Below are 25,283 nucleotides of genomic sequence, written 5' to 3'. Positions count from 1 at the left end.
GTTTCCGGGTACTGATGTTGCCTCTCAAGGAGGAGACCGCTCATGAGTAAGAAACACCCTTCACAAGACGAATTGTTGGTGAAACTGCAGATGCCGGGCCCCACCCTCAACACTCAGCCGGTGAATTCGCTGGGGGCGCCCATGGTCGAGCTGGGCATCCAGGTGACGCTCGACAAGCTGCGTGCCTACGACCGCAATCCGAGGAAGCTCCGCAACCCGAAGTACGACGAGATCAAGGAGTCGATCCGTGCCGTCGGTCTGAAGAACCCGCCGGTGATCACCCAGCGCCCCGGTGACGACAAGTACATGATCTCCGATGGTGGCAACACTAGGTTGCAGATCCTTCAGGAGCTCTACGAAGAGACCGGTGACAAGCGGTTCTATGAGTTCTACTGCATCTATCGCCCCTGGATCTCCGAAGCAGCGGCACTGGCCGGCCATCTTTCCGAGAACGAAACCCGCGGAGACCTGACCTGGATCGAGAAGTCGCTCGGGGTGCAGGCTCTGAAGGAACAACTGGAAGCGGAGGCGGGTGAGACACTCCCCCAGCGGGAGCTGGCACGCCGTGCAAAAGTATTGGGCTTTGCCCTGGACCAGAGCCATATCAGCCGCATGCTCCACACCGTTGAGCATATCTGGCCGACGCTGCCGATGACCCTGGAAAGCGGCATGGGACAGCCTCAGATCAAGCAACTGATCGCCTATCGTGAGGCCAGCTTGCTGATCTGGCAGCGCTGCGATGCCAAGCCGGAGGACGACTTTGGCCCTGCCTGGCATGAGACCCTGGCGTACTTCGATCATGAGGGGCAGACGGTGTTGCCCTGGTCACTGGTCGAGGATCGCCTCTTGGGCATGCTTTCCGACGAGACCGGCGCCCACCTGAGCCCGATCGAGCATGCGCTGCAAACCATTCTGGAGTACCGCAAGCGTCGCTGGTCACTTGAAGAGCATGCCGAACAGGTTTGGGGGCCGCTGGATGCCGAGATGGAACGGCTACGCAATCCCGATGCACCGCCCCTTGACTACCAACCTGCGTCACTGACCAAGAATAGCCAGGGAGGCAAGGCCTCATCCTTATCCAATGGTGCGGGCGACCCGCTATCTCTGGTCCAGGGCAAGACTGGCGAGCCAGCATATGCCAAGGAGGCGCCCGGTCTTTTACCTACTTCCAGGGAATCCATGGAGACCAATGCTGGATCCAACAGGCAGGACTCCAAGCAAGAAGCTTTGCGGCGTGAGCAGGCGGTGTTGTGGCGCGAACTTGAACGCTTGCAGGAAGAGAGTGCGTTGCTTCAGCGTGCCCCCATCGCATCTACTTCCCATACGGAATCGGATAGTGATCTTGATCTCGATGGCCTGATGCCGCCTGCATCGGATGAAAATCTTGAAGAGCAGTGGACTGAGGAAGCGCGTCAACAGCGCCTCGATGCTCTCACGGTGACGCCGCATCGCGAGGCGGACAGCCATCGTCGCATGCGCGAGATGATGGCTCGCGAGCATGGTGGTGAGCCCATTGACTTCGAGAATAATGCACTGCGCTCGATACCCCTCATGGCTGGTGGCCCGATGCACCCTGTCACCGACATTTGGGCGATCGAAGCTCACTTCCAGGGCACTCGGGAGCTGCGCTTGGAGATCAGCCTCTTCGCCCAGTACCTCGGACGCTGGGCAGGCATCAACATGCCCGGAGACCAGTATAAGCCCATCATTCCCACTCACGAGGCTGGCGAAGGCCTGGGTTACACCTTGGAGCCGCTCAATGAAGAGCAAGCCCAGAACCGGCGTGCACAGTGGGTATGGCAGTTTCTGGCCGGACTGATTGGTGAGCCGCTGCATCCCATGTATCCCACCGATGTGGGTTTGATTGGTGAGCTGCTCGGCACTGTCTCCGATGACGAGGGTATGCCCGACGAGATCCTGGTTCGTGTCTTCCGCATGGTGCGGCTGATGCGAGTCCTCAAGGAACAGTTGAGGGAGGGGAGTGCATCATGAGCTCGAGAACATTGAATCACGCATTGCTGAACCAGGCCCTGGGGTATGTGCGGGAGGGGAATATGCGGCGAGCGAGGTCACTCGGTTTCAACGACGATGAGCTTCGCGAGCTGCGCAGGATGTCTGCGACAGAATTGGATGCGCTGGCAAGCGAAGGGGCGGTCATCTGTCGGCTTGCAGTAGACCATTCGATGCTGATGGCCAGGATTTACCGACTGACTCAGGACCAGGATCGCGAGATGCAAATCGATCGTTGTCTGGAGTTGGGGGCAAGCGTCCAGATGATGGCCGACTTTTTCGGGCTCACCGGTAACGACTGCTCGACGCGACGAGCTCTACTGGGGCTCGAGTCACGGCAAGGCCGCCTGGCACAGCCTCCAGAAGAGGCAGAGCATGCTGCTTGGCATCGTTGGCAGGCGATCTGTCCTCACCCTAGTGATCCGCAGCGTGCATCGTTAGATCTTCAGGGCATGATGACGTTGGCGGAAGAAACACGACTTCCCCTGGCGGTCATCTGGCACTTGGTTAAGAACTGGGCAGCGCCGGATCAGCCCAGAAGCGAGATACCACAAGATGAGCAGGAGGAGGATGCGGCAGGAGGGCCAACATGGGTCGCAATGTAGCTGATGTTGAGGTCCTGGTCGGCCGTGCTGCATCCGCCATCACGCAACGCCGAGGCAATACTGCCTCGGCGTTGGCGGATCAAGCTGAGGATCAAGGAGCCGATGGTCTTCTCTTCTTGGGCAACCCTCATGAGACGGTGCCAAGGGCGCTTTTGATCGATAAACGCCTAGGGGCGGTGGATGTACTGGGTTGGCAGGTCATTCACATGCTAGCCAATTCGGATAGAACCACGGCGTTTCCCACCTACGATCAGCTACAGCCGCTATTGAGGAGCGGCGTCGGAAGCCAGGCGTCCCGTGGCACGGTCGCCCGGGTGATGGCGGTGCTTCGATTGACCCGCTGGATGAGCCTCTGTCATCGCTCACGTAACGAGTCCAATGGCCGGGTCATCGGTAACGTTTATGCGCTGCACGATGAGCCCGTATCTCCCACCGAAGCCAGCATGCTCGACAGAGAGTATTTCGCCTTCGTTGAACAGAGTTGTCGTCACAAGAATCGGGCAGTGCGTGATGTGGCATTGCTGATTCGATCCGAGCTCGAGGATGAGGGCGCGCTGATACCTGATTCGCCCGGGAAAGCACGAAAGCCCGTTCCATCGCCGATAGCACGCCTGAATCAGCGGGCGCGGAGGTTCGAGGAGATGCAGCCCAGTTCTCAGAGCGAACTAAGGCGGTTCAGTAGTGACAATCCCCAGTTCTCGGTGCGAACCAAGTCTGAAATCAATGGATTAGCTGCTAGTTCTCAGAGCGAACTCAGAGAAAGGCACGAGAGAACCGTTCCGAGTTCTCAGAGCGAACTAAGCCTAAAATCAAAAAGTTATCGCTTAGTTCCCCTGGCGAACTCTGCCCTTACTACAGTACGTAGTAGTAATCATTACTTACGTACTGGTAAGGAGGGCCGTTCACAGGACATGGCGTACTCACGTCAGCTGTTCTGGTCGGACCTCCTGGAGCTTCAACCCGGAGATCGGGACACCATCATCGACGCGATGTCGGTCCTGCCTGTTGAACTTCAGCAGGCCGTGCTGGACGAGACGGCAGGGAAGGTGGCATCGGGTAAAAGCGACAACCCGCGCGGCCTGCTCTATGGACTGATCAAGCGGGCGACCGCAGGTGAATTTCGTGTCACGCAGCATGCCCAGCAGCAGGCGGAGCGTCGTGGCGAGCGCTATGTTCAGGACACCTTCAGACATCCCACCGGGCCAGGGCCGCTATCACTTGGGCCTTTCGCATCGCACACACCTGATGAGCCTGCGAGTGAGGCGGCCAAAGGCCAGAAGGTTGATGGACAGGCTGCGCGCCAGGAGTTACTGGCCAGCCTGGGAATTCGGAGATGATCACGGGCAGCCAGGGCAAAGAAATGCCTTTGGTGAATTTATGAATTCTGCTGGCCCATCACAGCACGATCGGGTGAGAGTTTTGGCACCCCTACGGACAGTGAGGCCAGTATGGCAGCAGATACCAGCTCGATGGGCGCCCTGCGCTCCAAGATCAATCTCAGCCTTCACACCTATCATGCCACCAAAGCGTGGTGGGGCCGTAATGCCGAAAGCGGGAAGCCACCTATCATCGGGATGCGACAGTTTCTGTTTCTGGCCGGCGCCGTGCAGCGTAACGTGACCCGTGATGACCCATATGCTGATTACTGGATGCTGCTCATCGATGAGAAACTGGCGGATGTTAGGGCCAAGCTGGATGCGGCCATGGCCGATGCTGAAGCTCTGCTCGAGCAGATCCCGAGCGAATTGGCTATTGAAGAGAACGTTAACCAGCAGCCGTTCACTACCCCGGTCTATACCGGGGGGCAGCAAGGCTGGTTGGCCCTGCGCCTGCTGATCGATTTCGACCGTCTGGCCCGCAATATTCTCTTGGCCACACATGTGGCGCTGATGACTCGGAAGGATTCCATCCGGTTTCTTGATGCAGTGAACCATGAGATCCGCAGTCTATGCGCCTTCCCGCAGCGCTACCCAGGTTATAGCGGTGTTACTCGCGATGACTTTGCCGCCAACAATGCCAAGGCGCGTGAGGCACGAGAGAAGTTCGGGGAGCTTCCCGACGATGTTCTCAAGGGAACCCGTCGCAGCCCGTATGCCCCTGAAATCCAGAAGCCGCACCAAACCGCTGCCACGCCAGGACCTGCGACTGAGTCGGAGGACAAATCTCTGGACGTGGCCGAACCTACCGAGGGCGAAGAACCTGCCAATGGGGGATGGTAGTGCCATCAAGCCAACTTAGGATTGGCTGGTTTGGGGGGCGATGGTAGCGCCAACGCCCAGGAAAGCCTCGGGGGTGATGGTAGTACCATCAAGCCAACTTAGGATTGGTTGGCTTGGGGAGTGTTGGTGGTGCCAGCGCCCAGGAAAGCCTCGGGGGTGATGGTAGTACCATCAAGCCAACTTAGGATTGGCTGGTTTGGGGGGTGATGGTAGCGCCAACGCCCAGGAAAGCCTCGGGGGTGATGGTAGTACCATCAAGCCAACTTAGGATTGGCTGGTTTGGGGAGTGTTGGTGGTGCCAGCGCCTGGACGATGAGGTACTGGGGGAATAATTGACAACATGGGAGCCCGTTCAGGGAAGCCGGGCCAGATTCGACGACTGAACGACACAGGAATCACAGACATGGCACTTGACCCTGCCGCACCACATCGCCTTCAGAACCCCGCACCAGATGGCTACGGTGGCTTTTCACCAAATCCCTACGCAAAGGGGTTTTTAAAACCCTTTTATAAGGGTAAGGGAGGGGTGCTCCGTTTACGGGATGAGCTGGAGCAGGAGGCTGATGCGTTGGCTCAGGAGGGGACGAACCTTGAGCAGGAATACAACTCAGGATTGCTGTTCAAGCTTGGAATCTCGATTCGCCTGCATGGCGATCGTGGGAAGCGAGCTCCCTACCTGCGTTGGCGGGACCGGAGGGCGTCAAAAATGGGGAGTGCCTTCTGGGAAGGTGCCATGGCTCGGAAGGACATCACGGAGGCGATGCGACAGAAGCTCTATGACCTGGAGGTAAAGCGCATTCTATTCAATGCCAGGGCTGGAGCAATCAATGCAGAGCTGAAGCAGTTGCGCTCTGTGATAGCGAACTTCGAGCGTGCTGAGCAGGTGATGAACGGCCAATAGTGCCCAGCTGAAATACAGTCGGGTGCGCTTAACATTTTCTCTGGGCCAGGGGGGCACCAGAAGCGACAGTGGCTTCTCAAGTCCTCTACAGAGAGTTTGTGATGAGTACGCGATTTATCGGTGAGGGGAATGTTGGCTCGGATCCCACCCTTAAAATGTTCCCCGGTAATGGTAACCAGCCCCCACGAGGTGTTCTTCGACTCAACGTCCGATTCGATAACCCGGTACCCACTGATGAAGGTTTGGTGGACCGTGGTGGGTTCTGGGCCAACGTGGAAATCTGGGGGCGTGACGTGGATCAGTGGGCCTCGCTTTATCAGCGGGGCCAGCGGATTCTGGTCATGGGCCAGATGGTACAGGACACCTGGAAGGATGAAAGCGGCCAAGATCGGTCAGCTTTCAAAGTGACGGGGGCTCGGGTCGGCATCTTGCCCTACCGCGTTGCGCGGGTAGAGATGGAGCCTGGGTATGGCCAGGACCAACACCAGCCACATCAGCAGAGCCGCTACGAACAACCTGCGGACATGGACACCGGAGGGCATGATGACACTGCATAAGCTACGTGCTCTGGTGGGGGCTGGTGTGGTAGCGGTTGCTATCTCTGGATGCACCACATCTGACCACCTCTACTCGCAGGGGCGGTGCCTGACCTGCGTCAACAATCCCATTACTGGTGAGCCGATCAACTACGAACCGCAGCGGGAGCCTAGCGCACAGGTGGCTGTGGCAGAGAATCAAGGTGGGACGAGGGCTACTGCAAGGGATGGTAGTCGTGGGCGCTTCGGCATCGAGACAGATTTGGACGTTGATCTGGTCTACGCCAGGCTGCGGCAGGAATTTGGCTTCCGTTCTCATGACGATTTCAACCCGGGGTATCGGCAACATCGACTCGCTATGATGGATAGCGCCTGGCACTTCAATGCCACTCCTGGGACTTTCTATGAGCTGAGCGATTACACCGATCAGTCCCTGGGTGGAGTGCAACACAGCATCGTGCTCAAAGCGAAGATTCAGCGCAGTGGCGGTGGCTCGCATGTCATCTTCGAGTTTGCTCCCTCGGGGAATGACCGCTTCTCTAGCGATCTCATGGCGGCGGCCCTGCGGCAGAGGGCTGAGGCTGTGCTGCGGTGACGATCTATTGCCTTGTTCCACAGCGTGCGAGTGAAGGGCATGTCCTCAACGAGCGCCGTCCCGGGTACCCGGCCAAGGAGGTCGGGTACCTGCGTTTGGCATGTCTGCCTGTGTATGAAGGTGAGGGCTGGATTGTGCGGGATATCGTTCACGGACATGTTTTCCAGGGCGTTACACCCGAGCAAGCCCTGGAAGCTTTCGATAAGGGGAGGGTGCGGATAGGCTATTGTGTTCGTGAAGGAACACAGGGAGGAGGGTGATTGATACGGGAAGAGGAGATCATGGCAAAAGATCTGAGTAGTGAGCGTGTTGGCATTCAGTCCGCAGCTAGGTTGCTTGGGGTGAGGGTATCCGAGCTCAAGGGCGCGCTGCGGCAGGGCACGGACTTGAAGGGACATCCACCACCTCAGCCTATTATCAGAGGGGCTGGCTCAACTGGCACCCAAATGCTATTCCGTCTCAGCGATGTCATGGCAGCTGCCGAGAAGATCGGTAAGGGATGATACGTCCTCAGAGGCGATGCCACCGCAGGAGAAACCATTAAATTCAGCGTTATGGTTTGCCCTTCTTCATGATCTGAGATAACCGAATGCTTCTCCCATGATGTGATGGGAGAAGATGATGCGAGTATTCCTTTGCGAGAAGCCGTCCCAGGCTCGAGACATTGCCAAGGTGCTGGGAGCCGGTCAGAAGAGTGACGGCTGCCTGCAAGGCAACGGCACAGTGGTGACTTGGGGCTTCGGGCATCTGCTCGAGCAGGCTCCACCAGAGTCATACGATCCAGCGCTGAAGCGCTGGGCTCTGGAGACACTGCCGATCCTGCCGCAGTCCTGGAAGTTGGAGATCAAGAAGGACGGTCGCAAGCAGTTCGGCGTGATTCGTAAGCTGCTGCGCGAGGCCACCGAGGTGGTGGTTGCTACCGATGCCGATCGCGAGGGTGAGACCATCGCCCGCGAGATCCTGGACTACTGCGGCTACCGGGGGCAGGTGACCCGGCTGTGGCTATCGGCGTTGGACGATGCTTCGATCCGCAAGGCGCTGGCCGACATTCGGCCGGGTGACTCGACCTATCCCCTCTATCTGGCCGGGCTCGGTCGCAGCCGTGCCGACTGGCTGGTGGGAATGAATTTGACCCGCGCCTATACCGTGATTGCTCGTCAACAGGGCCATGACGGCGTGTTGTCGGTGGGGCGGGTGCAGACGCCGACCCTGAGACTGGTGGTCGACCGGGATCGTGAGATCGCCAACTTCGTGCCCAAGCCCTTCTGGGAGGTTGTGGGGCTGTTTCAGGCCCAGGGCGGTGTCTTCAAAGCGAAGTGGAAACCGCGTGACGAGTCGCTGCTCGATGAGGCGGGCCGCTGTATCAGCGAGACTGCCGCCCGGGCACTGGTGCAGCGTGCTTCGGGCGGCCAAGGCCGGATCACCCAAATTGAGACAGCGCGCAAGAAGGAAGCACCGCCGCTGGCAATGGACCTGGCGACACTACAGCAGGAGGGGTCACGGCGCTTCGGTTATGGGGCGCAGCAGGTATTGGACATCGCTCAGACGCTCTATGAGACCCATAAGGCCACCACTTACCCCAGGACTGACTGCCGCTACCTGCCGGTCTCGATGCTGGATGAAGCTGAGGTGGTGGTGACGGCGCTTCTGCAATCGGATCCGGAGCTTGCTTCTCTTCGTGATCGCCTGGATCTGACGCGCAAGAGCCGCATCTGGAACGACAGCAAGATCACTGCTCACCATGGGATCATTCCCACGACCTCACGTTGCGATCTCTCGAGGATGAGCGAGCCCGACCGCAACCTCTACGATCTAATTCGTCGCCACTACCTTGCCCAGTTCCTGCCGCCCCACGAGTACGACCAGACCGATGTGGTGGTGAAGTTGGAGGGACAGGATTTCGTGGCCAACGGGCGCCAGGTTCGGGTCGATGGGTGGCGGGAGCTGTTCTCGAATGGGAAGGACTGCGATGAGGGTGATGCAGGTGGCAACAAGGAGGACGACGGTGCCCAGGCCTTGCCGGTGCTGGCCCAGGGGGAGGTGTGCGGGGTGTCGTCCTTGGATGTGCTGACCAAGCAGACCACGCCGCCCAAGCCATTCACCGAGGGAACGCTTATCGCGGCGATGAAGAACGTCGCCCGGTTCGAGCAGGATGAGAAGCTCAAGGCGCTACTCAGGGAGACAGCCGGGATCGGCACCGAGGCGACCCGGGCGGGCATCATCGACACGCTGCTCAAGCGGGGCTTCCTGCAGCGCAAGGGACGTGCTCTAGTGTCGACCCCAACGGGGCAACAGCTGATCGGCGCACTGCCGACGCTTTTGACCGCCCCGGGGATGACGGCATTGTGGGAGCAGTCTCTGGACGAGATCGCTGAACGCCGCTTGAGCCTAGAGGAGTTCATGGATCGCCAGGCCATCCTAATCGGCAAACTGGTTCAGCACGCGGCAGGAGTGCCAATGACACTGCCACAGCAACCCACCCAGAAGTGTCCGGAATGCGGGTCGCCCATGCGGAAGCGTAAGGGTGAGAAGGGGCCCTTCTGGGGCTGCACACGCTACCCAGACTGCAAGGGGATCGTGAATATCGTCCAGCGCCGTGGGAGGCAAAAAGGAAGTGGGACGCGAGGCAAATAGGGGTGATAGAGGAGAGGCCGGTTGGCCCTCTGGTCGCCATATCTTGTTGAAAGTCCGTGGTACTGACGTTGTCGCTGTGTTGACCGCCACGATGAGGATGCCATAATGACGGCGTACCCCGTTGGTCACTGTCGGTCATCAGTGACGCCCTTTGAGTCCGAGAGGCTCACGTCCCGAAGTTTCCCAAGCCTCACGAGAGGAAACGCCCTCACCCTCACTCAAGACCTAGGTGAGAACCAGTTGGCGCTGGAGGGTTTGAGGCATTGTCCACTTCGGCCGACCTGGTGTGTTGGCCACCCCATACCTTTCGCCAGTCCGGCCAGCGAATCTCCTCTCGTGGGTGATTCGCTGGCCGGATTGTCGTTGGCTTCACCTAGGCGGTGCCCGCCGCTTAACCAATGGGATCCCTTTGTGCGGGAGAGGCCGTGCATAGTCGCAGTTAGCGATTGCCGATCGTATGCCACCATCGGATCGGGTGTGAGTTGGATCAGTTCATGGCTTGGAGGGACATGACTGACACGCACATTGTGGCCTGCTATTTCGATCTACCCTTTCCGGCAGGTAGACGTTTCTTCGCTTCATTCACCATATTCCAGGCCGGGTGCTCCAATGGAGCACTCCGGTTTGTGAAATGTCCTTTGTTCCAACTTAACATTCCCTGTCGACCCACCCATCCCCTAACGGCACCGTGAACCTCATTCCGATCAGAGCTTCGCGAGGCCGACATGATTGTTTCCTTTCCCCGTCTTTTGACCTCTGGTCTGGTCTTGGCACTGTTGGCTGGATGTGCGCAGCATCCTGACCGGGCCGGTACCGAGACCCGGGCAGTGGATGCAGCCTCACCCCTCGAGATATCACCTCTCAAAGAGCCCCAGACAGTGACACGAGAGCGTCGCGTAGTGACCGGGCCTAACCCGCCTCAGCGTGGAATCGTTATCCCTGATGTCTATGAGGACGATCTGATTCCGGTCGAAGTGTTGCGCACTGGGCGTTACCAGTTGGTAACCACGCGAGCGCCATTGGGGCAACGTCATTTGCTCGAGCAAGTCGTGAATGTTCAGGTTCCGCCGAGTGTCTCGACCACCGTGGGTGATGGGATCCGCTATACCCTGCAACACACTGGCTTCACCCTGTGCGAGCCGATCCATGTCCACCAGCGGTGGCTGTTCAGCCGTCCGCTTCCCGCCACTCATTACCGTCTGGGGCCGATGCCGCTGCGCGAGGCTCTGCAGGTGCTAGCCGGCGATGCCTGGGAACTGGAAGCGGATCCGGTCAGGCGTCAGGTCTGCTACGAGCAGCGCGATATCCGCACTGTGGAGACCGCCGAGACGATTGCGCCCGTCGCCGCTACTGGAACGGTATCCGTGGAGGTGCGCGATGAGTGATCTCACCTCGAAGCCATGTGAGGAGCCGATGACATCTTCAGAGACGCCGTCGTTGTTCGCGGAGCCGGAGGATCATGAGAATCCGTCGCCTCGCAAGCCCCTGCTCAAGCGTCTTCTGCTCGTGGTGAGTGCCTCAGTCGTGCTGTTGATGGTGTTTGCCGGTGCTTTGGCTGTCTTCGGTGGTGGAGAGCGTGGCGGCGAGGATCCTCTCCAGGAGCTGAGACTGGACCTGGCCGGCACACAGGCGGATGTGCTGCTCATCGAGGAACGTCTGCAGGTACTCGCCTCAATGGAGGAACGCATCGGCGCCTTGGCTGAGATAACGCAGCTCCTCGAGGACAGCGATACCGAACTTCGTCAGCGGGTTCAGCAGTTGGTTGGGGGAGATAGCCCTGACGCACGCATAGATGCCCTAGAGGAGGGTGTTGGACGATTCATGTCTCAGATCGAAGTCAGAATCGAGGCCCTCTCGGAGCGACTGGATACAGAACTTGAGAAGACTGAGGCCGCTGTAGAGGCGGCCAAGCAAGAAGCAGAGGAGGCTCGGAAAGCTCAGGCAGCCCGTCAATCATCCCCCGTCCAATCTGCAGCACCACCGCGACCGCCGTTCCGTATCTCTGGAGTCGAGCATCGCGGTGGACGGCCCTACCTGAGCATCGCGACTGGCAGTGGTCCGGTGAACTCACTGGGACAAGTGCGGCTGCTGGGAGAGCGTGAAGCCCAGGGGGATTGGCAACTTGTATCGATCGGAGGAGTGACTGCGGAATTCAATTACCGCGGTCGGTCCGTGACGGTGCCGCTGCCTTAGGGAGAGGGGGAGAAGCAAGCATGAAGCAGGAATCAACTCTGAGACTGTGGTGGACGAGAGGCCTAACCCTTGGCTTGGGCCTCACGGCAGCGGCTGGCACTGCCTTGGCCCAGCAGGCGGTGACTGAGGCATCGCTTGAGGTGGAAGCGTCGAGTGTTCGCGAAACTCTGCGTGCCGAAGCTCGCGAATGGGGCCTGACCGATCAGGAGTGGGAGCGCTACGAGACATTGATGGAAGGCTCCCGTGGTATCTGGTCGCCGGATCTCGATCCGCTGACGGCACTTGGTGTCGAGGCTCGCAGCGACCAGGAGCGACGGCGCTATGCTGAGTTGTTGGTGGAGGTGGAGAAGGCCCGAGTCGAGAGCGAGCTAGCCTTCCAGCGAGCCTATGACGAGGCCTGGCAACGGCTCTATCCCAACGAATTGCCGGTCGATTCCTTCCTGACGTCGGCACAGGGCCAGGTCGGCGTCTTCCCGGCCACGGCCAACCAGTCACAAGCTTCCCGCCTGAGTCTCCATGTAGCAGCACGGGATTGCGCCGAGTGTGACGCCACAGTGGCTCAGTTGCTCGATAGCGGCGTACCCATGGATGTGTTCGTCATCGATTCCGAGGGTGATGATGGCGTCATCAGACAATGGGCACGGGAGCGTTCGATCCCCGTCTCTCGGGTCCAGGCCCGTGAGATCACTCTCAACCATGGGCAGATCGATGCCTCACTGGGGGTGACCCAGGAGAGCGTGCCCCAGATCTTCAGCAGGTAGGCCGGGAGTTGCCCATGTGTACGCGACGCTCCCTCACCCTGTTCGTGTCTTGGGCGGTTTCGCTTTGGCTCTGGTTGATGAGTGCCAGTTCAGTGGCTGGTACAGATGTGCCCAGGGCTTATGTGTTGGCTGCGCAGAGTCATGGGGTGCCGCCTGAGGTCCTCTATGCTGTGGCAACCACCGAATCTGCTGTCACGCTCGAGCATGGGCGGCGGCCGTGGCCCTGGACGCTGAATGTGGCCGGGAGAGGTTACTACTTTGCCACGCGAGACGAGGCCTGTGAGGCTCTGACCCGTTCACTCTTCGAGACCACTGTCATCGATGTGGGGATCGCACAGCTCAACTATCGCTGGCAACCCCAGCTCTTCGGGGCTGGGACCCGCTTTGTCGATCCGTGTGACGCCCTGGATCCCTACGCCAATCTTGATGAGGCCGCGAGGCTGTTGCGTTCGCACTTCGATGCCAGCGGAGACTGGCTAGTAGCTGCGGGAAGGTATCACCGCCCTGCCGGCGGAGCGCCTGCGGCCCGCTACCGCCGTGAGGTAGCGGCCAATCTGGCTCGACTGGAGTACCAGCCCGATCAGGTGCTGACGACGGCAACTACCCAATTCTCCACGGTGGAGGAACTACAAGTCCCTTCCGTGACAGCGCCCCAAAGCAATCCAACTCGCGTTCATGTGCCCGCCGAAGTGCCGATTACCATCGATCGTTCCCTGGTCTGGGTGGTCCCCATGGAGCCGGTGTCATGGATCGATCCGGAGGTTCGATGGGATCGTCTCGTGGCGGCACACTAGCATAAGGAATCTCGTATGAATCGAGTCCTAATCTCTGTTGTCGGACTGGCCGCAGTCGCCCTGCAGCCGGTGCTGGCTCAATCGTTACCTGAGCAATCGGGAGATCTTGCGGCCGATCTTCTCCCCCCACTAACGGTGGTGGCTGACCATGGTGGTGAGCCCGCTCGCCCCTACTACGTGGCCATCGGCATGGCTGGGGTGTCAGAGGAGCAGGGTTATGTGCCCGATGCGGGGGCTCCGGTGCCTATCAGCGAGCGGGACATGTTGCCGGTGGTGAGCGAGCGGATGTCGCCGGGGCTAGTCCAGGCCCGCTCGCTGGATTTGCCTGCCGGTACGACGCCTTTCTTTCTGGTTGGTGATGATGACCTGTCCGAGGCCTGGCTGGCGGAGCGCGGGGAGTTCCTACGTGAGCTTAACGCTGTGGGGTTGGTGGTCCAGGTGCAAGACCTGGAGGGGCTGGAACAGCTGAGGGTCTTGGCACAGGGGCTCGAGATGCGGCCGGTCTCAGGGGATGACCTGGCTGGGCGTCTGGGACTTTCCCATTATCCGGCTCTGATTACTGCCACCGGCATCGAGCAGTGAGGGACATAGATGCTTCCTGACACTGCTTTCGACGATCTGAATGTACCTAAGCTCAGCCCTGTGCCTGCCGATGCAGATTCGCATCAACTTCGACTCTTCGCTTCTCGTCTGCTCAGGATCAGTGCTCTCACCTCACTTCGACTTGGTAGGCCTCTGGAAGCTGAACGGGTTGTCTCCCAGGTCGGGTGCCTTGAGGCGTTGGACAACCTGTTCCTGGAATTGGCCAATGAGGAGCTCCCGCCCGAGGCATGGGAACAGATAGCGACAATCCAGGCCGGCTTCGGTGAGCATGCTCTTCCCCGTGTGTACCAGGGGCGGGATCCGCGCCTGTGTGCCCTGGTGGTCTTTCTTCAGTCATCCCATTGCCAGGATGCTGAGTTGATGCGCTTGCTCAACGGCTTTACCAAGGCAAGTCGATGCGATGACCACCTCTACCGCACCACTTTGGCCAGCCTGGGGGGCGATGGAGCGCTCACCGATCTGGCTATCCATGTACTCGAACATCTTGAATCGAACAGACCCGTTGAAGTCACCCATAGCGAAGAGAGTGAGCCATGAAGCAAGTGCATCCTCTTGAGTCACTCCTTCGGCCGGCGGTGGAGCTCAACACGGCTGTGGTGTGTATCGCTTGCGCGGTGCTGTGCCTGTTCGCTCCCTGGGCTCTGGCATTAACGCCCAGCGTGGGGATCGGCATGGCGGCCGGGTTCGGGGCTTTCGGGCTGTGGCGGGCTCGGCAGGGGTGGATCGTGTTGCGTTACCGCCGAAATATGCGTCGCCTGCCGCGCTTCGCCCTTCGCAGTGATCAAATCCCCGTCAGCAAACGCAACCTGTGGCTGGGTAAGGGCTTCAAGTGGGAGGCCAGGCATACTCAGCGCTTGCACGAGAGCCAACAGCCGGATACCGAGCAATATGTCAGGCCATCGCGAATCTACCGCTTGGCTCGAACGTTGGAGAATCGCCTGGAGCGTGTTCGGTCGCTGTACATCGTGATTCGACTGCTGAGCGCAGATAGCGCGCTCAACCCTGTCCGTCCACTTCCGCCGGTGGGAGGGATTCCCGCTCTGCATGCCGTGGAATGGCGGGAGATTGATGTCTACCTGCCCTTGGGGGAGCGAGTCGGTCATACCTTGGTGGAGGGAACCACCCGGGTCGGCAAGACACGTCTGGCCGAGGTGATGATTACCCAGGACATCCATCGAGAGACGCATGATGTGGTGATCTGCTTCGATCCCAAGGGGGATGCGGACTTGATGATCCGTATGTACATCGAAGCGCTGCGGGCTGGGCGGGGTGATGAGTTCTATGTCTTCCACCTTGGCTATACGGGTATCAGCGCCCGCTACAACGCAGTGGGTAGGTTCGGCCGCATCTCCGAGGTGGCCACTCGTATTGCCGGCCAGCTTTCCGGCGAGGGTAACAGCGCGGCATTCCGCGAGTTTGCCTGGCGGTTCGTCAACATAGTGTCCCGAGCCCGGCATGCCTTGGGCCAGCGGCCTTCCTATGAGCAAATCCTCGCCGACGTGGTGAACATTGATGCCCTGCTCATCGAGTACGCCCAGCAAACGCTGACCAAGCATCACCCCAACGCTTGGGAGACGATCAGCGAGATCGAGGGCAAGCTCAACGACAAGAACATCCCTATGGCGATGAAAGGCCGCGACAAGCGAGTGGTGGCCATTGAGCAGTACCTGCAGCAGGTCAAGGTACGCGACTCCGTCCTTGAGGGTCTGAGGTCGGCTGTGCGCTACGACAAGACCTACTTCGACAAGATTGTGGCCTCGCTTCTGCCTCTGCTGGAGAAGCTGACTACCGGGCGTATCGCCGAGCTTCTGTCGCCCGACTATCAGGACTTGGAGGACCCGCGACCGATCTTCGATTGGCAGCAGATCATTCGTAAGCGCGGCATCGTCTATGTCGGGCTCGATGCCCTCTCCGACTTCGAGGTTGCCCAGGCGGTGGGCAACAGCATGTTTGCCGACCTGGTGTCGGTGGCGGGCCATATTTACAAGCATGGTGTCGACGATGGGCTGCCCAAAGTCTCTGGTCACAAGTCCGGCAAGGTGTCGATCAACCTTCACTGCGACGAATTCAATGAGCTGATGGGTGATGAGTTCATCCCGCTGATCAACAAGGGTGGCGGCGCTGGTATTCAGGTGACGGCCTACACCCAAACCATGAGTGACATCGAGGCGCGCATTGGGAGCGCTGCCAAGGCTGGTCAGGTCATCGGTAACTTCAACAACCTGGTCATGCTTCGTGTGCGGGAGGAGCGCACCGCCCGGTTGCTGACCGATCAGCTGCGCCGTGTCAACGTGGCGACCCGCATGCAGGTGTCCATGGCGGGGGACAACTCGGACGTGGACAGCGCCGTCGATTTCACTAGTTCTGGCGGTGACCGGATTAGCGCCGTTCCGGTGCCCATGCTCGAGCCGGCGGATGTGGTGAGCTTGCCGAAGGGGCAGGCCTTTGCCCTGCTCGAGGGCGGGCAGCTATGGAAGATCCGCATGCCGCTGCCATTACCCGACAAGGGAAAGAACATACCCAAAGGCATTCAGGACATTGCTGAAGGCATGCGCTCGCGGTACAGCACTGGCGAAAGATGGTGGGAAGAGGTCATGCCGGCGCCAATCAGGTTTGAACCCCCGGCCGAGTTTCGGGAAGGAACTCGCCAGGCAATCTATCAAGCCCCAAGTGCCGTGGTCATGGCGGGGGAGCAAGATGAGGGGGCTTCGTCGTGGAGCAATTGACGATTATCAGCTGGTCGATGAATCAGAAGCCGGTGAAAGCGGGAGCGTCTCATGGCGACCAGGACAGCTGAGCAGACTCAGCAGCGCCGTGCAGGGCTCTTTTCGCGATCGCTGGGAATCCCCATGCGGCTTCTGGGCATTCTGCTGGTGTCATTGATGTGCTCGATCATCATCGAGTGGGCGGGCATCTACTGGCATTGGTGGGAGCAACCGGGAGCAGAGCATGCGAGGTCGACGATGATGCGCGAGATGAGCTGGCTAGACACTGAGTTTTCTCGCTCACTGGTACTGTCTCGCCCGGTAGAGTCGGCGACTTGGTTCATCGGCCAGGCATACCACTGGCTATTCGTGTGGACGGGAATTTCTACCTTCCTTGAGGCGAATGCTGACGTAGGGGGCTGGGTCGGTACCCTACATGAATATCTGCAGGCAGCTATCTACGTCACGCTGATGACGCTGACCCGGGTGGTTATCCTGGTCCTGACGTCGCCACTGTTCGCCCTGGCGGGGCTCGTTGGCTTCGTCGATGGCCTGGTTCGTCGCGACTTGCGCCGCTTCGGCGCGGGACGCGAATCTGCATTTATCTACCATCATGCGAAGCGGGCTGTCGGTCCGATTTTCGTGGTGGGCTGGATCATCTATCTAAGTGTTCCCTTTGCGATCCACCCCAACGTATTTCTCTTACCCTGTGCGGCACTGTTCGGGTTGATGATCAGTATCGCCAGCGGCAGCTTCAAAAAGTATCTCTAGGTTGCTTTCTCCCTGAGACCCTTGACGCTCTGCGGGGCGTCTTTTTTATGGCCGGAATACCTCACTTCATTGCTTAACATTTATGGCTGAACTGGTTGCCAGTTCCCCTGACGATGCTCATATCTATTCATCGCAGGGCCGAGCCAATGTTATCCCGTTCTCGCCTATGTCTTGCCACAACTTCCAGCGTGCTTGCTTTAGCACTTACAGCGCCTTTATCCGCCATGGGCGAGGTGCACGACGAGATCTTGCGACGTGACTTAGCCGTAGTGCAGGAACAACTGCAGCAGATCGGGATTGTGGTTGAGCGCTTGGAAGCCCGGCAGGCCAATGCCGACCCAGCAACTCACCGCAACTATCTCGACACCCGGCAACTCCGTGCTGACCTCGAAAGCATCATTGACGGCATCGACGAATACCTGGCCCCACCTCGCTTACCGCCACGACAGCCATTGCCTCTCTCCGGTGATTACCTCGGGGAGGCTCGCTGATGGATAGCGCCGAGGCCTTCGAAGCAGCTGCGGGGTTCGACACCAACACGATCTTCCTTGTCCTGGCTGCGGCGGGTTGCGTGGCGGCCATCCTGTGGGCGGCATGGGCACTCATCTCGACGTACCGCGGCTGGGCAAAAGGCAACGTCGATGGGGACGTGATGAGCTTTGCTGCCGTGCGCCTGCTACTGCTCATCCTGATTTTCATCTGGCTGTTCGTGTGAACGGCTGGCAACGCAGCAACGACGTGTAACCAAAGGAGTCACTAGATGAAAGACGCAATTCTCTCTCGCTCGGCACGTATGGCCAAGAGCTTCACTACGGCCATAGCAGCGCTAGTTCTGCCTGCCACTGCCCTGGCTCAGCAAGGGTTGCCGGAGCTTGAAGCGCCCTCTCAAGGGGGTGGGGGCTTCATGTCGATGGCGCAGGGCTATCTCTACGATGGCGCCATCCTCTTGGGCTTAGTGCTGGCTGTGGTGGCAATCATGGTTGTGGGATCTGCCTCTGTGGCCTCCTTTAAGGAAGCGCGAGAGCGGGAGACCTGGAGTAAGTTCGCCGTCACCGTTCTGGTGGGTGTCGTGCTGATCCTCGCCATCATCTGGCTGGCGACAGAAGCCGCGCCGATCCTGTCTCAGTAAGAGTAGGCATCATGACGAACATTGCCTTCATCCCGAAGCGATTGAACGAGCCGCCGGTGGTGTTTCGCGGCATGACGGGGCGTGAAGTTGTCCTGATGGCTGCCTTCGGATTCGCCACGGGGCTGCCGGTAGGCATCGTGGTTGCCTGGCTGTTGGGGATTGTCGCCATGGTGCCTACTGTGGCATTCGCCACTGCTGGGGGAGCGATCTGGTTCGGTGGGACGATTATGCGCCGGCTTCGCCGGGGTCGCTCCACCACCTGGCTCTATCGCAATCTTCATTGGCAGTTGGCGAGTGCCGGCTTTCCTCTTGGGGAGGGCGCGGCACTCATCACAAGCTCGACCGTTTATCGGATCCGGCGTGATAGGCCTCTGAAGGGAGGCCGCTGATGAGCCGATATCGCCATGCATTGTCTGCCCGTGACGCTCATATTCTGACCTTGCGCGGGATTCTTGTGGTCCTGGTGATCGCCTGTGGTGCCTTGTGGTGGGGCTGGAAAACCGCTCCCCAGGACCTGACTATCCACAATCCCCCTGACCTGCGAAGCGGCAGCACCCGAGCCTGGTGGGAGGTCCCACCCTCAAGCGTTTATGCCTTCAGCTGGTATGTCTGGCAGCAGCTTAACCGTTGGCCAAAAAACGGCGAGACGGATTATCGGCGAAACCTGTATGCCTACCAGCACTTCCTAACGCCGTCATGCCAGATTGAGCTCAATCGTCAATACGAGCGACGGCGTGAACGCAACGAGCTCACTAATCGTGTACGGGGTATCTACGAGATCCCCGGTCGGGGCTACCGTCCCGAGTCCGTTGAGATCCTGAGCCGTGACTCGTGGGTGGTGACCCTCGATCTGGCAATCGATGAGCGGTACGCCGGTACGCCTGTTCGAGACGTGTACATCCGCTACCCCTTGCGAGTCGTTCGTGCCGATGTCGATCCCGCCAACAATCCTTGGGGCCTGAAGATCGATTGCTTCGATGGTGTGCCGCAGCGCCTGGAGGTACCTACCCCCAGCCGGGAAGGAGATGACGCATGAGCCTGATTCGTCGTGGGACGCTGCTTGTGGCCGGGGTGCTGATGGCTCTGCCTGCCTGGGGGGTGGAGATTATGGAGTGGAATCGTCGACCGCTGTCCATCCCGTTGCCCACGGGCAGTGAGAGGATCGTGGTGCTGGATCGCAACGTCCGGGTCGGGCTGCCGGCGGCGATTGCCGATCCCGACATCCTGCGGGTACAGAGCACCGGTGGGGTGCTCTACCTGCTGGCTCACGAGGATTTCGATACCCAGCGGGTGCAGCTTCAGGACGTCGAGAGCGGCGAGATCCTGCTGGTTGACCTGTCGGCCCGGCAAGGAGCGAGCGATGAAGATATCCGCATCGTTGAGGCGCGGCCACCGACCGAGGCGAAAGACGATGAGCGCTCGACGGGCAGCCGTGAAGCCAATCCCGGGCCCCGTTCACCGACGCCAGTTGCGCTGACTCGTCACGCGGCTCAGTCCCTCTATTCGCCGCTGCGTACCATAGAGCCTCTGCCCGGCGTACGGCGGGTGCCGATGCGTCTGCCAGAGTCGTTACCGACCTTGCTGCCATCTTTGCCGGTGATCGCAACCCCTCTCGCAGCATGGGCTCTAGACGGTTATACGGTGACAGCCGTACGCCTTACCAACCAGGATCGCCGTCGTGCTTTCGAGCTTGATCCACGTTGGCTCCAGGGAGACCTGTACAGCGCCACGTTCATGCATCCGAGTATCGGTCCCAAGGGTAGCGCGGAGGACACCACTGCGGTGTTCATCGTGACCCGTGGCGGAAGTCTCGCCCAGGCAATCCTTCTGCGCCCCGATACCGGTGAGGAGGGGGATGACGCATGAAGAGTAATGGATTGCTGAAGATCCTGGTGCCTATGCTGGTTGTCGTGGTGATCATGGTGATGATGAGAGCTTGCAGCGGGGGAGGGGGCAGCCGAGAAGCGAGCGATGCTAAGGCCGATCCCACCCTTGAACTGACCCAGGATGAGCTGCTGGCACTAGGTGTCGAGGGGGATACCCCCCAGGACACCGTAGCCACCCTGGTGGGCCAGGTTCAGTCGATGCGTGACGACCTGGAACGCTCACGGGCCGAGAGCGAAGCGCTACGCCAACAAAATGAACGTCTCGGCGAGCAGGCGCGAAACGTCGATCAACAGATCGAGTCGGCTCTGCGAGCCGAGCGGCAGCGACAGGAGACCGCAGCGCGTCAGAGAGGGCGAGAGGACCAGAGTATGCTGAGTACTCTGCAACAGCAGCTCAATCAGCTGCAACGTCGCGTCGAGAGCCGAGGCGAACAGAACGACCTTCCCATCGGTCTTGGCCTTGAGGGTGGGGGATCTCCCTCAAGGGATTCTGAAGGTGGCGGCGCAGCTGCATCAGGTTTGGCCTGGATCGAGCCGATGGATGCCCTGGAGGGTTCCCGCCGTGGCAGCTCTGAGGAGGCGCTGAATTTCCCCACGTCTTTCGGCGAGGCCGCGGGTACCGCCAAGAGTGTCGGGCAGCGCACGGCCAGCGCGGTGGAGAGTCGTGTGACGGGTCAGCCCGATGCTTCCACCGTTGAGCCCGTCTATACCGTGCCGGAGAACGCCACGCTGATGGGCTCGCTGGCCATGACCGCGCTCATCGGGCGTGTGCCCGTGGATGGCACGGTTACAGATCCATATCCATTCAAAATCGTCGTCGGCAAAGACAACTTGACCGCCAATGGCATCGAGTTGCCCGAGGTCCAGTCGGCGATCATGAGTGGCACCGCGACTGGAGACTGGACACTGTCGTGTGTCCGCGGCGACGTGCATTCGGTGACCTTCGTATTCGAGGACGGTACCGTCCGCACCTTGCCGACGCCCGAGGATGTGAACAGTGGATCGGGTGATTCCCGGACCAAGATTGGCTGGATCTCGGATGGGTTTGGTATCCCCTGCGTCAGTGGTGAACGCAGCAGTAATGCCAAGCAATACCTGGGCACCCAGTCCCTACTCACCGCTGCTGGTGCCGGCGTGGCTTCGCTACTCAGTGATGACGGTGACATTGTCTCGACGATGAACACGGATGGCTCCGTCTCTACCGCCATGAGTGGCAATCAGGCCGTCAATCAGATCATGGCATCCGGGGTCAACGATATGTCGCGCTGGGTCAACCGGCTGTATGGGGAAGCATTCGCCGCAGTCTTCGTACCACCCGGTAAAGAGGTGGCCATTCATATCGACCGCGAATTGCATATCGACTACGAAACCCAGGGCAGGAGGGTGCACTATGGGCGTGACCAATCGCTCCGCTATGAAATGCCGTAAGCGGCTATCGAAGGCAATGGTGCTTGCCGTCGGGGTCGTGGGGTTGGGCCTGCTGTCCGGCTGTGCGACGTCCAAGGACGAGATGTGGCAGCACGATGGGGTGTCGATGCAAGAACTGTGGCGCCAGGGTGGTGCCGGCGGCGGGGGCGACAGCCTCAGCCAACGCGGGCTGCTCGATGCCCGTGGCGAGTTGCGCCGGGCCCTCAGCGATGGAGAGTTGTTGGATCAGCGGCTTGCCTACACCCGAGACGCCACCAACGAGATCTACAGCCAGTTCACGCGGCTGCCCAACCCCGACCTGGTCATGTATGTCTTCCCGCATCTGGCCGGTGCTGAGGTCCCAATCCCGGGTTATTCCACGGTGTTCTCCCTCTATACGCGACCGCAATACGCCATGCCAGGGGAGACGTCTCGTCCTCGGGCTCCCGAGCCCGAGCGCCGGCCTGGCCTGGTAACGCTCGAGCGTTCGGGGGATGGCGGACAATGAGCGTTTTTGATCGCATGATGAGTCGACTCTTCCCACCCACGGGTGCGGGGGGAGAACAAGGGGCTCTCTCAGAAGCTTCCGATCAGGCGGAGGGAGTTCCTGCACAAGTTCAGGTGCTGGTGACCGATGAGCGAGGTCGACCTCTCTCGTTGCCGCGAGGCAAGCCGATTACCGAGGAATCCTTGCGTTTGGCTTACCGCCGGGCGCCGAGCTTTGCATCGCGCCTGCCTTGGGTCGAGTACCTGCCAACGTCTGGGTGTTTCCTACTCGAGGACGGGGTGTCGGTGGGGGTGGTGGCCGAGGTCATCCCGGTCCCAACGGAGGGGCGCTCCTCCGAGGCCTTGGAGGAGGTGCGCGATACGATAACCGCCGCGCTCCAGGACAGTCTTCCGGAGAATGATCACCACCCCTGGGTAGTTCAGTTTTATGGCCGGGACGATACCGATCCTCGTCAGGATCTCGAACGGCTACGCGCTTATGCCCGTCCCGGCCTGCTGGATACCGAGTATACCCAAGCGTGGTTAGCCAGCATGGAGGCACATCTCCGTGCGATCGCCAAGCCTGGCGGGCTTTTCGAGGACGACCAGGTAACCCAGACGCAGTGGCGAGGACAGACTCGCCGCACACGCCTGGTGCTGTATCGCCGGATAGGCAACAGCAGGGCCCGGCTTGGCGAACGTCAGTCAGCTCGCGATCTCCACCCGGAGGATGCCGTCAACCACACCTATGATCGTCTAGAGTCTGCACTCAGGTCCGCTGGGCTGGAGTTGCGCCGATATGACGGCCGCGACTTCCATCGCTGGATGATGCAGCGCTTCAATCCACGGCCGCGCTACTCGCCTGATGATCCACAGCGCTTCTACGATGTCTTCGACTACCCGGAGGATGGAGAGCGGCTACCCCAGTACGACCTGGCCGAGGGGATGCTGGCGAGCTCCCCGTTCGGCGATGTCGAGAAGGGTGTGTGGTTCTTCGATGACATGCCCCATGCCGTGGTACCCGTGGAAGAGCTGCGTCACGCGCCCAAGGTCGGACATATCACTGGCGAGGTGACCAGGGGCAATGGCCGTGGTGGGAGTTCGGTCTCCAATGCTCTGATGGATCTGCTGCCGGAGGGGACTGAATACTGCCTGACTATGGTGGCCATGCCCCAGGAGCCTCTTGAGGATCACATCAATCGGCTGCGAGAGAAGGCGGTTGGTGACAGCGTGGTGGCTGAGAGGGTCCGGCGCGATTGCGATCAAGTGAGAGGCTTCCTGGGTGAGGATCACAAGCTGTACCAGTCGTCGCTGGTGTTTTACGTGCACGGCGAGGATGACCGGCAGCTGCAGCATCGCCTGATGCAGCTGACGACTCAATTGATCAACGCCAACCTCAAGCCGGTGGACCCCGAGGACGAGGTGGCGTCACTGAATAGCTACCTGCGCTGGCTACCTATGGCCTTTGATCCGGAGCTGGATCGCAGCCGCTGGTACACCCAGATCAACTTCGTGCAGCACATCGCTAACCTGGCACCTTTGTATGGCCGGGCCAGGGGTACCGGCAACCCAGGAATCAGCTTCTTCAATCGTGGTGGTGGTACCTTCAGCTTCGATCCCTTGAATCGCGCCGACCGTGCGGCCAATGCCCATATGTTCTTCTTTGGCCCGACCGGAGCGGGTAAATCCGCCACGCTGAATTCGGTCACCAGCCAGGTCATGGCGCTGCACCGGCCACGGCTGTTTATCATTGAGGTCGGCAATTCCTTCGGCTTGCTCGCGGATTATTTCCAGCGCAAGGGCTTGAAGGTCAACAAGGTTCGCTTAGCCCCGGGATGTGGGGCCAGGCTCCCGCCCTTCACTGAAGCCCACCGCCTGCTGGACGCTGAGATGGAGGCGGCACGCCGCCTGCGCGATGCTGAGGATCACAACCCCTACGAGTCGGCTTCAGTGGAGTCTCTTGTTGAGGCGGTTGATGAGCAGGATGATGATGAGCGGGACCTGATTGGCGAAATGGAGATTGCGGCTCGCCTGATGATCACCGGAGGTGAGCCCAAGGAGGAGGCGCAGTTCCGACGCTCAGACCGGCGTATGGTGCGTGATGCGATCTATCGTGCGGCCCGCGCTTCCCATGCCGAGGGAAGGCAGTGCCGTACCGAGGACGTGCGCCGTGCTTTCCGCGACATCTCGGAGGACCAAGGGATCCCTGAACAGTCGCGGGAGCGTGCTTACGACATGGGGGAAGCGTTGGGCCTATTCACCGACGGCTTTGATGGCGAGGTGTTCAACTCGGTAGGAGACCCTTGGCCAGAGTGCGATGTGACAATCATCGACCTGGCCCACTATGCGCGCGAAGGATATGAGGCCCAATTGGCCCTGGCGGTGATCTCAATCACCAACATGATCGCGAACATGGCCGAGCGAGACCAATATTCGGGTCGGCCTATCGTCCAAGTGATCGATGAGAGCCACATTCTCACCGTAAACCCGTTACTGTCGCCCTTTCTGGTGAAAGTCGGGAAAATGGGGCGGAAGCTGTCGCACTGGCTTTGGTTTGCGACCCAGAATCTGGATGATTTCCCCGATGCGGCGGCGAAGCTGCTGAATATGGTCGAGTGGTGGGTCTGTCTGACCATGCCCAAGGATGAGATCGACAAGGTTTCTCGCTTCAAGGAGCTTACGCCGGCGCAACGTCAACTGATGCAGTCGGCCACCAAAGCCAACCATAAGTACACCGAGGGGGTGGTGCTGGGCGGGCGTCTTGAGGCGCTGTTTAGGGTAGTGCCGCCGAGTCTATACCTCGCCTTGGCGGGTACTGAGGGTGACGAGAAGGCCGAGCGGGACCGGGTGATGCGAGAGCTTAACTGCTCCGAGCTTGACGCGGCAATTGAGATCGCCAGGAGGCTGGATGAGGCCAGGGGGATTGGCTCATGACCCAACGGCACCTTTAGAAGGTTCAAGTGGCATAGTCGCGGTACCAAGCTCCTCGGCTTTAACGCAGGATTACGGCAATTGTCAGCTCTGGTCGTGAGGCCGCTGGGGCCTTGT

General features: G+C 59.9%; 25 protein-coding genes. All 25 read left to right on the top strand.

All coding sequences use genetic code 11. From position 1 onward, the window contains the following. The first annotated feature begins 42 nt into the window (after window positions 1-42). Window positions 43-1,992 carry a ParB family protein gene (locus HOP53_RS21050; protein ID WP_234271823.1) on the top strand — a complete coding sequence of 650 codons (1,950 nt, stop codon included), beginning with the start codon at window positions 43-45 and terminating at the stop codon, window positions 1,990-1,992. Continuing rightward, window positions 1,989-2,615 (top strand): DUF2857 domain-containing protein, encoded by a 627-nt coding sequence (locus tag HOP53_RS21045; RefSeq protein WP_234271822.1) that lies wholly within the window; start codon window positions 1,989-1,991, stop codon window positions 2,613-2,615. The genes HOP53_RS21050 and HOP53_RS21045 overlap by 4 nt, the downstream gene beginning before the upstream one ends. Beyond that, a complete protein-coding gene (locus tag HOP53_RS21040) occupies window positions 2,600-3,952 on the top strand; it encodes an STY4528 family pathogenicity island replication protein (protein ID WP_234271821.1) in 1,353 nt (450 codons plus the stop codon). The genes HOP53_RS21045 and HOP53_RS21040 overlap by 16 nt, the downstream gene beginning before the upstream one ends. Window positions 3,953-4,063: 111 nt before the next feature. Beyond that, complete coding sequence (locus tag HOP53_RS21035; RefSeq protein WP_234271820.1) at window positions 4,064-4,834, top strand: PFL_4669 family integrating conjugative element protein; 771 nt, start codon at window positions 4,064-4,066, stop codon at window positions 4,832-4,834. Between the two features lie 403 nt (window positions 4,835-5,237). Beyond that, on the top strand, window positions 5,238-5,735 hold the full coding sequence (locus tag HOP53_RS21030) for a DUF3158 family protein (protein WP_234271819.1): 498 nt from the start codon (window positions 5,238-5,240) through the stop codon (window positions 5,733-5,735). A 101-nt stretch (window positions 5,736-5,836) separates the two neighbouring features. Then, window positions 5,837-6,292, top strand: a complete 456-nt coding sequence (locus HOP53_RS21025) for a single-stranded DNA-binding protein (protein WP_267955453.1) — start codon at window positions 5,837-5,839, stop codon at window positions 6,290-6,292. Beyond that, window positions 6,204-6,866, top strand: a complete 663-nt coding sequence (locus tag HOP53_RS21020; protein ID WP_234271852.1) for a hypothetical protein — start codon at window positions 6,204-6,206, stop codon at window positions 6,864-6,866. The genes HOP53_RS21025 and HOP53_RS21020 overlap by 89 nt, the downstream gene beginning before the upstream one ends. A gap of 621 nt (window positions 6,867-7,487) precedes the next feature. Continuing rightward, on the top strand, window positions 7,488-9,500 hold the full coding sequence (locus tag HOP53_RS21015; RefSeq protein WP_234271818.1) for a DNA topoisomerase III: 2,013 nt from the start codon (window positions 7,488-7,490) through the stop codon (window positions 9,498-9,500). Window positions 9,501-10,225: 725 nt separating this feature from the next. Beyond that, complete coding sequence (gene pilL2, locus HOP53_RS21010) at window positions 10,226-10,885, top strand: PFGI-1 class ICE element type IV pilus protein PilL2 (RefSeq protein ID WP_234271817.1); 660 nt, start codon at window positions 10,226-10,228, stop codon at window positions 10,883-10,885. Next, window positions 10,878-11,693: a hypothetical protein gene (locus HOP53_RS21005; protein ID WP_234271816.1), complete on the top strand. Its 816-nt coding sequence runs from the start codon at window positions 10,878-10,880 to the stop codon at window positions 11,691-11,693. The genes pilL2 and HOP53_RS21005 overlap by 8 nt, the downstream gene beginning before the upstream one ends. A gap of 20 nt (window positions 11,694-11,713) precedes the next feature. Then, window positions 11,714-12,454 carry a TIGR03759 family integrating conjugative element protein gene (locus tag HOP53_RS21000; protein WP_234271815.1) on the top strand — a complete coding sequence of 247 codons (741 nt, stop codon included), beginning with the start codon at window positions 11,714-11,716 and terminating at the stop codon, window positions 12,452-12,454. Window positions 12,455-12,468: 14 nt separating this feature from the next. Then, window positions 12,469-13,248 (top strand): lysozyme family protein, encoded by a 780-nt coding sequence (locus tag HOP53_RS20995; RefSeq protein ID WP_234271814.1) that lies wholly within the window; start codon window positions 12,469-12,471, stop codon window positions 13,246-13,248. Between the two features lie 15 nt (window positions 13,249-13,263). Continuing rightward, window positions 13,264-13,830 carry an integrating conjugative element protein gene (locus tag HOP53_RS20990; protein ID WP_234271813.1) on the top strand — a complete coding sequence of 189 codons (567 nt, stop codon included), beginning with the start codon at window positions 13,264-13,266 and terminating at the stop codon, window positions 13,828-13,830. A 9-nt stretch (window positions 13,831-13,839) separates the two neighbouring features. Further along, window positions 13,840-14,388, top strand: a complete 549-nt coding sequence (locus tag HOP53_RS20985; RefSeq protein WP_234271812.1) for a hypothetical protein — start codon at window positions 13,840-13,842, stop codon at window positions 14,386-14,388. After that, on the top strand, window positions 14,385-16,577 hold the full coding sequence (gene traD, locus HOP53_RS20980) for a type IV conjugative transfer system coupling protein TraD (RefSeq protein ID WP_234271811.1): 2,193 nt from the start codon (window positions 14,385-14,387) through the stop codon (window positions 16,575-16,577). Before HOP53_RS20985 ends, traD begins: the two co-directional genes overlap by 4 nt. A 51-nt stretch (window positions 16,578-16,628) precedes the next feature. Beyond that, window positions 16,629-17,327: a TIGR03747 family integrating conjugative element membrane protein gene (locus tag HOP53_RS20975; protein WP_234271810.1), complete on the top strand. Its 699-nt coding sequence runs from the start codon at window positions 16,629-16,631 to the stop codon at window positions 17,325-17,327. A gap of 146 nt (window positions 17,328-17,473) precedes the next feature. Then, window positions 17,474-17,818, top strand: a complete 345-nt coding sequence (locus HOP53_RS20970; RefSeq protein WP_234271809.1) for an integrative conjugative element protein, RAQPRD family — start codon at window positions 17,474-17,476, stop codon at window positions 17,816-17,818. After that, on the top strand, window positions 17,818-18,042 hold the full coding sequence (locus HOP53_RS20965) for a TIGR03758 family integrating conjugative element protein (RefSeq protein ID WP_234271808.1): 225 nt from the start codon (window positions 17,818-17,820) through the stop codon (window positions 18,040-18,042). Before HOP53_RS20970 ends, HOP53_RS20965 begins: the two co-directional genes overlap by 1 nt. A 45-nt stretch (window positions 18,043-18,087) precedes the next feature. Then, window positions 18,088-18,456, top strand: a complete 369-nt coding sequence (locus HOP53_RS20960) for a TIGR03745 family integrating conjugative element membrane protein (RefSeq protein ID WP_234271807.1) — start codon at window positions 18,088-18,090, stop codon at window positions 18,454-18,456. 11 nt (window positions 18,457-18,467) lie between these two features. Continuing rightward, entirely contained in the window at window positions 18,468-18,845 is a 378-nt protein-coding gene (locus HOP53_RS20955; protein WP_234271806.1) for a TIGR03750 family conjugal transfer protein, read from the top strand. Next, window positions 18,845-19,492, top strand: a complete 648-nt coding sequence (locus HOP53_RS20950; RefSeq protein WP_234271805.1) for a PFL_4703 family integrating conjugative element protein — start codon at window positions 18,845-18,847, stop codon at window positions 19,490-19,492. The genes HOP53_RS20955 and HOP53_RS20950 overlap by 1 nt, the downstream gene beginning before the upstream one ends. Next, window positions 19,489-20,322 (top strand): TIGR03749 family integrating conjugative element protein, encoded by an 834-nt coding sequence (locus tag HOP53_RS20945; protein ID WP_234271804.1) that lies wholly within the window; start codon window positions 19,489-19,491, stop codon window positions 20,320-20,322. Before HOP53_RS20950 ends, HOP53_RS20945 begins: the two co-directional genes overlap by 4 nt. Continuing rightward, the gene (locus HOP53_RS20940) at window positions 20,319-21,770 is read left to right on the top strand and encodes a TIGR03752 family integrating conjugative element protein (protein WP_234271803.1); all 1,452 of its coding nucleotides are present in this window, start codon (window positions 20,319-20,321) and stop codon (window positions 21,768-21,770) included. The genes HOP53_RS20945 and HOP53_RS20940 overlap by 4 nt, the downstream gene beginning before the upstream one ends. Beyond that, window positions 21,733-22,257: a TIGR03751 family conjugal transfer lipoprotein gene (locus HOP53_RS20935; protein ID WP_479688674.1), complete on the top strand. Its 525-nt coding sequence runs from the start codon at window positions 21,733-21,735 to the stop codon at window positions 22,255-22,257. Before HOP53_RS20940 ends, HOP53_RS20935 begins: the two co-directional genes overlap by 38 nt. Then, a complete protein-coding gene (locus tag HOP53_RS20930; RefSeq protein WP_234271802.1) occupies window positions 22,254-25,169 on the top strand; it encodes a conjugative transfer ATPase in 2,916 nt (971 codons plus the stop codon). The genes HOP53_RS20935 and HOP53_RS20930 overlap by 4 nt, the downstream gene beginning before the upstream one ends. Window positions 25,170-25,283: the final 114 nt, after the last annotated feature.

The organism is Billgrantia ethanolica (genome assembly GCF_021404305.1).
In the GTDB taxonomy this organism is placed as follows: domain Bacteria; phylum Pseudomonadota; class Gammaproteobacteria; order Pseudomonadales; family Halomonadaceae; genus Halomonas; species Halomonas ethanolica.
Note: the sequence above shows the minus strand (reverse complement) of the source record. Positions and strands in the feature narration are given on the sequence as shown.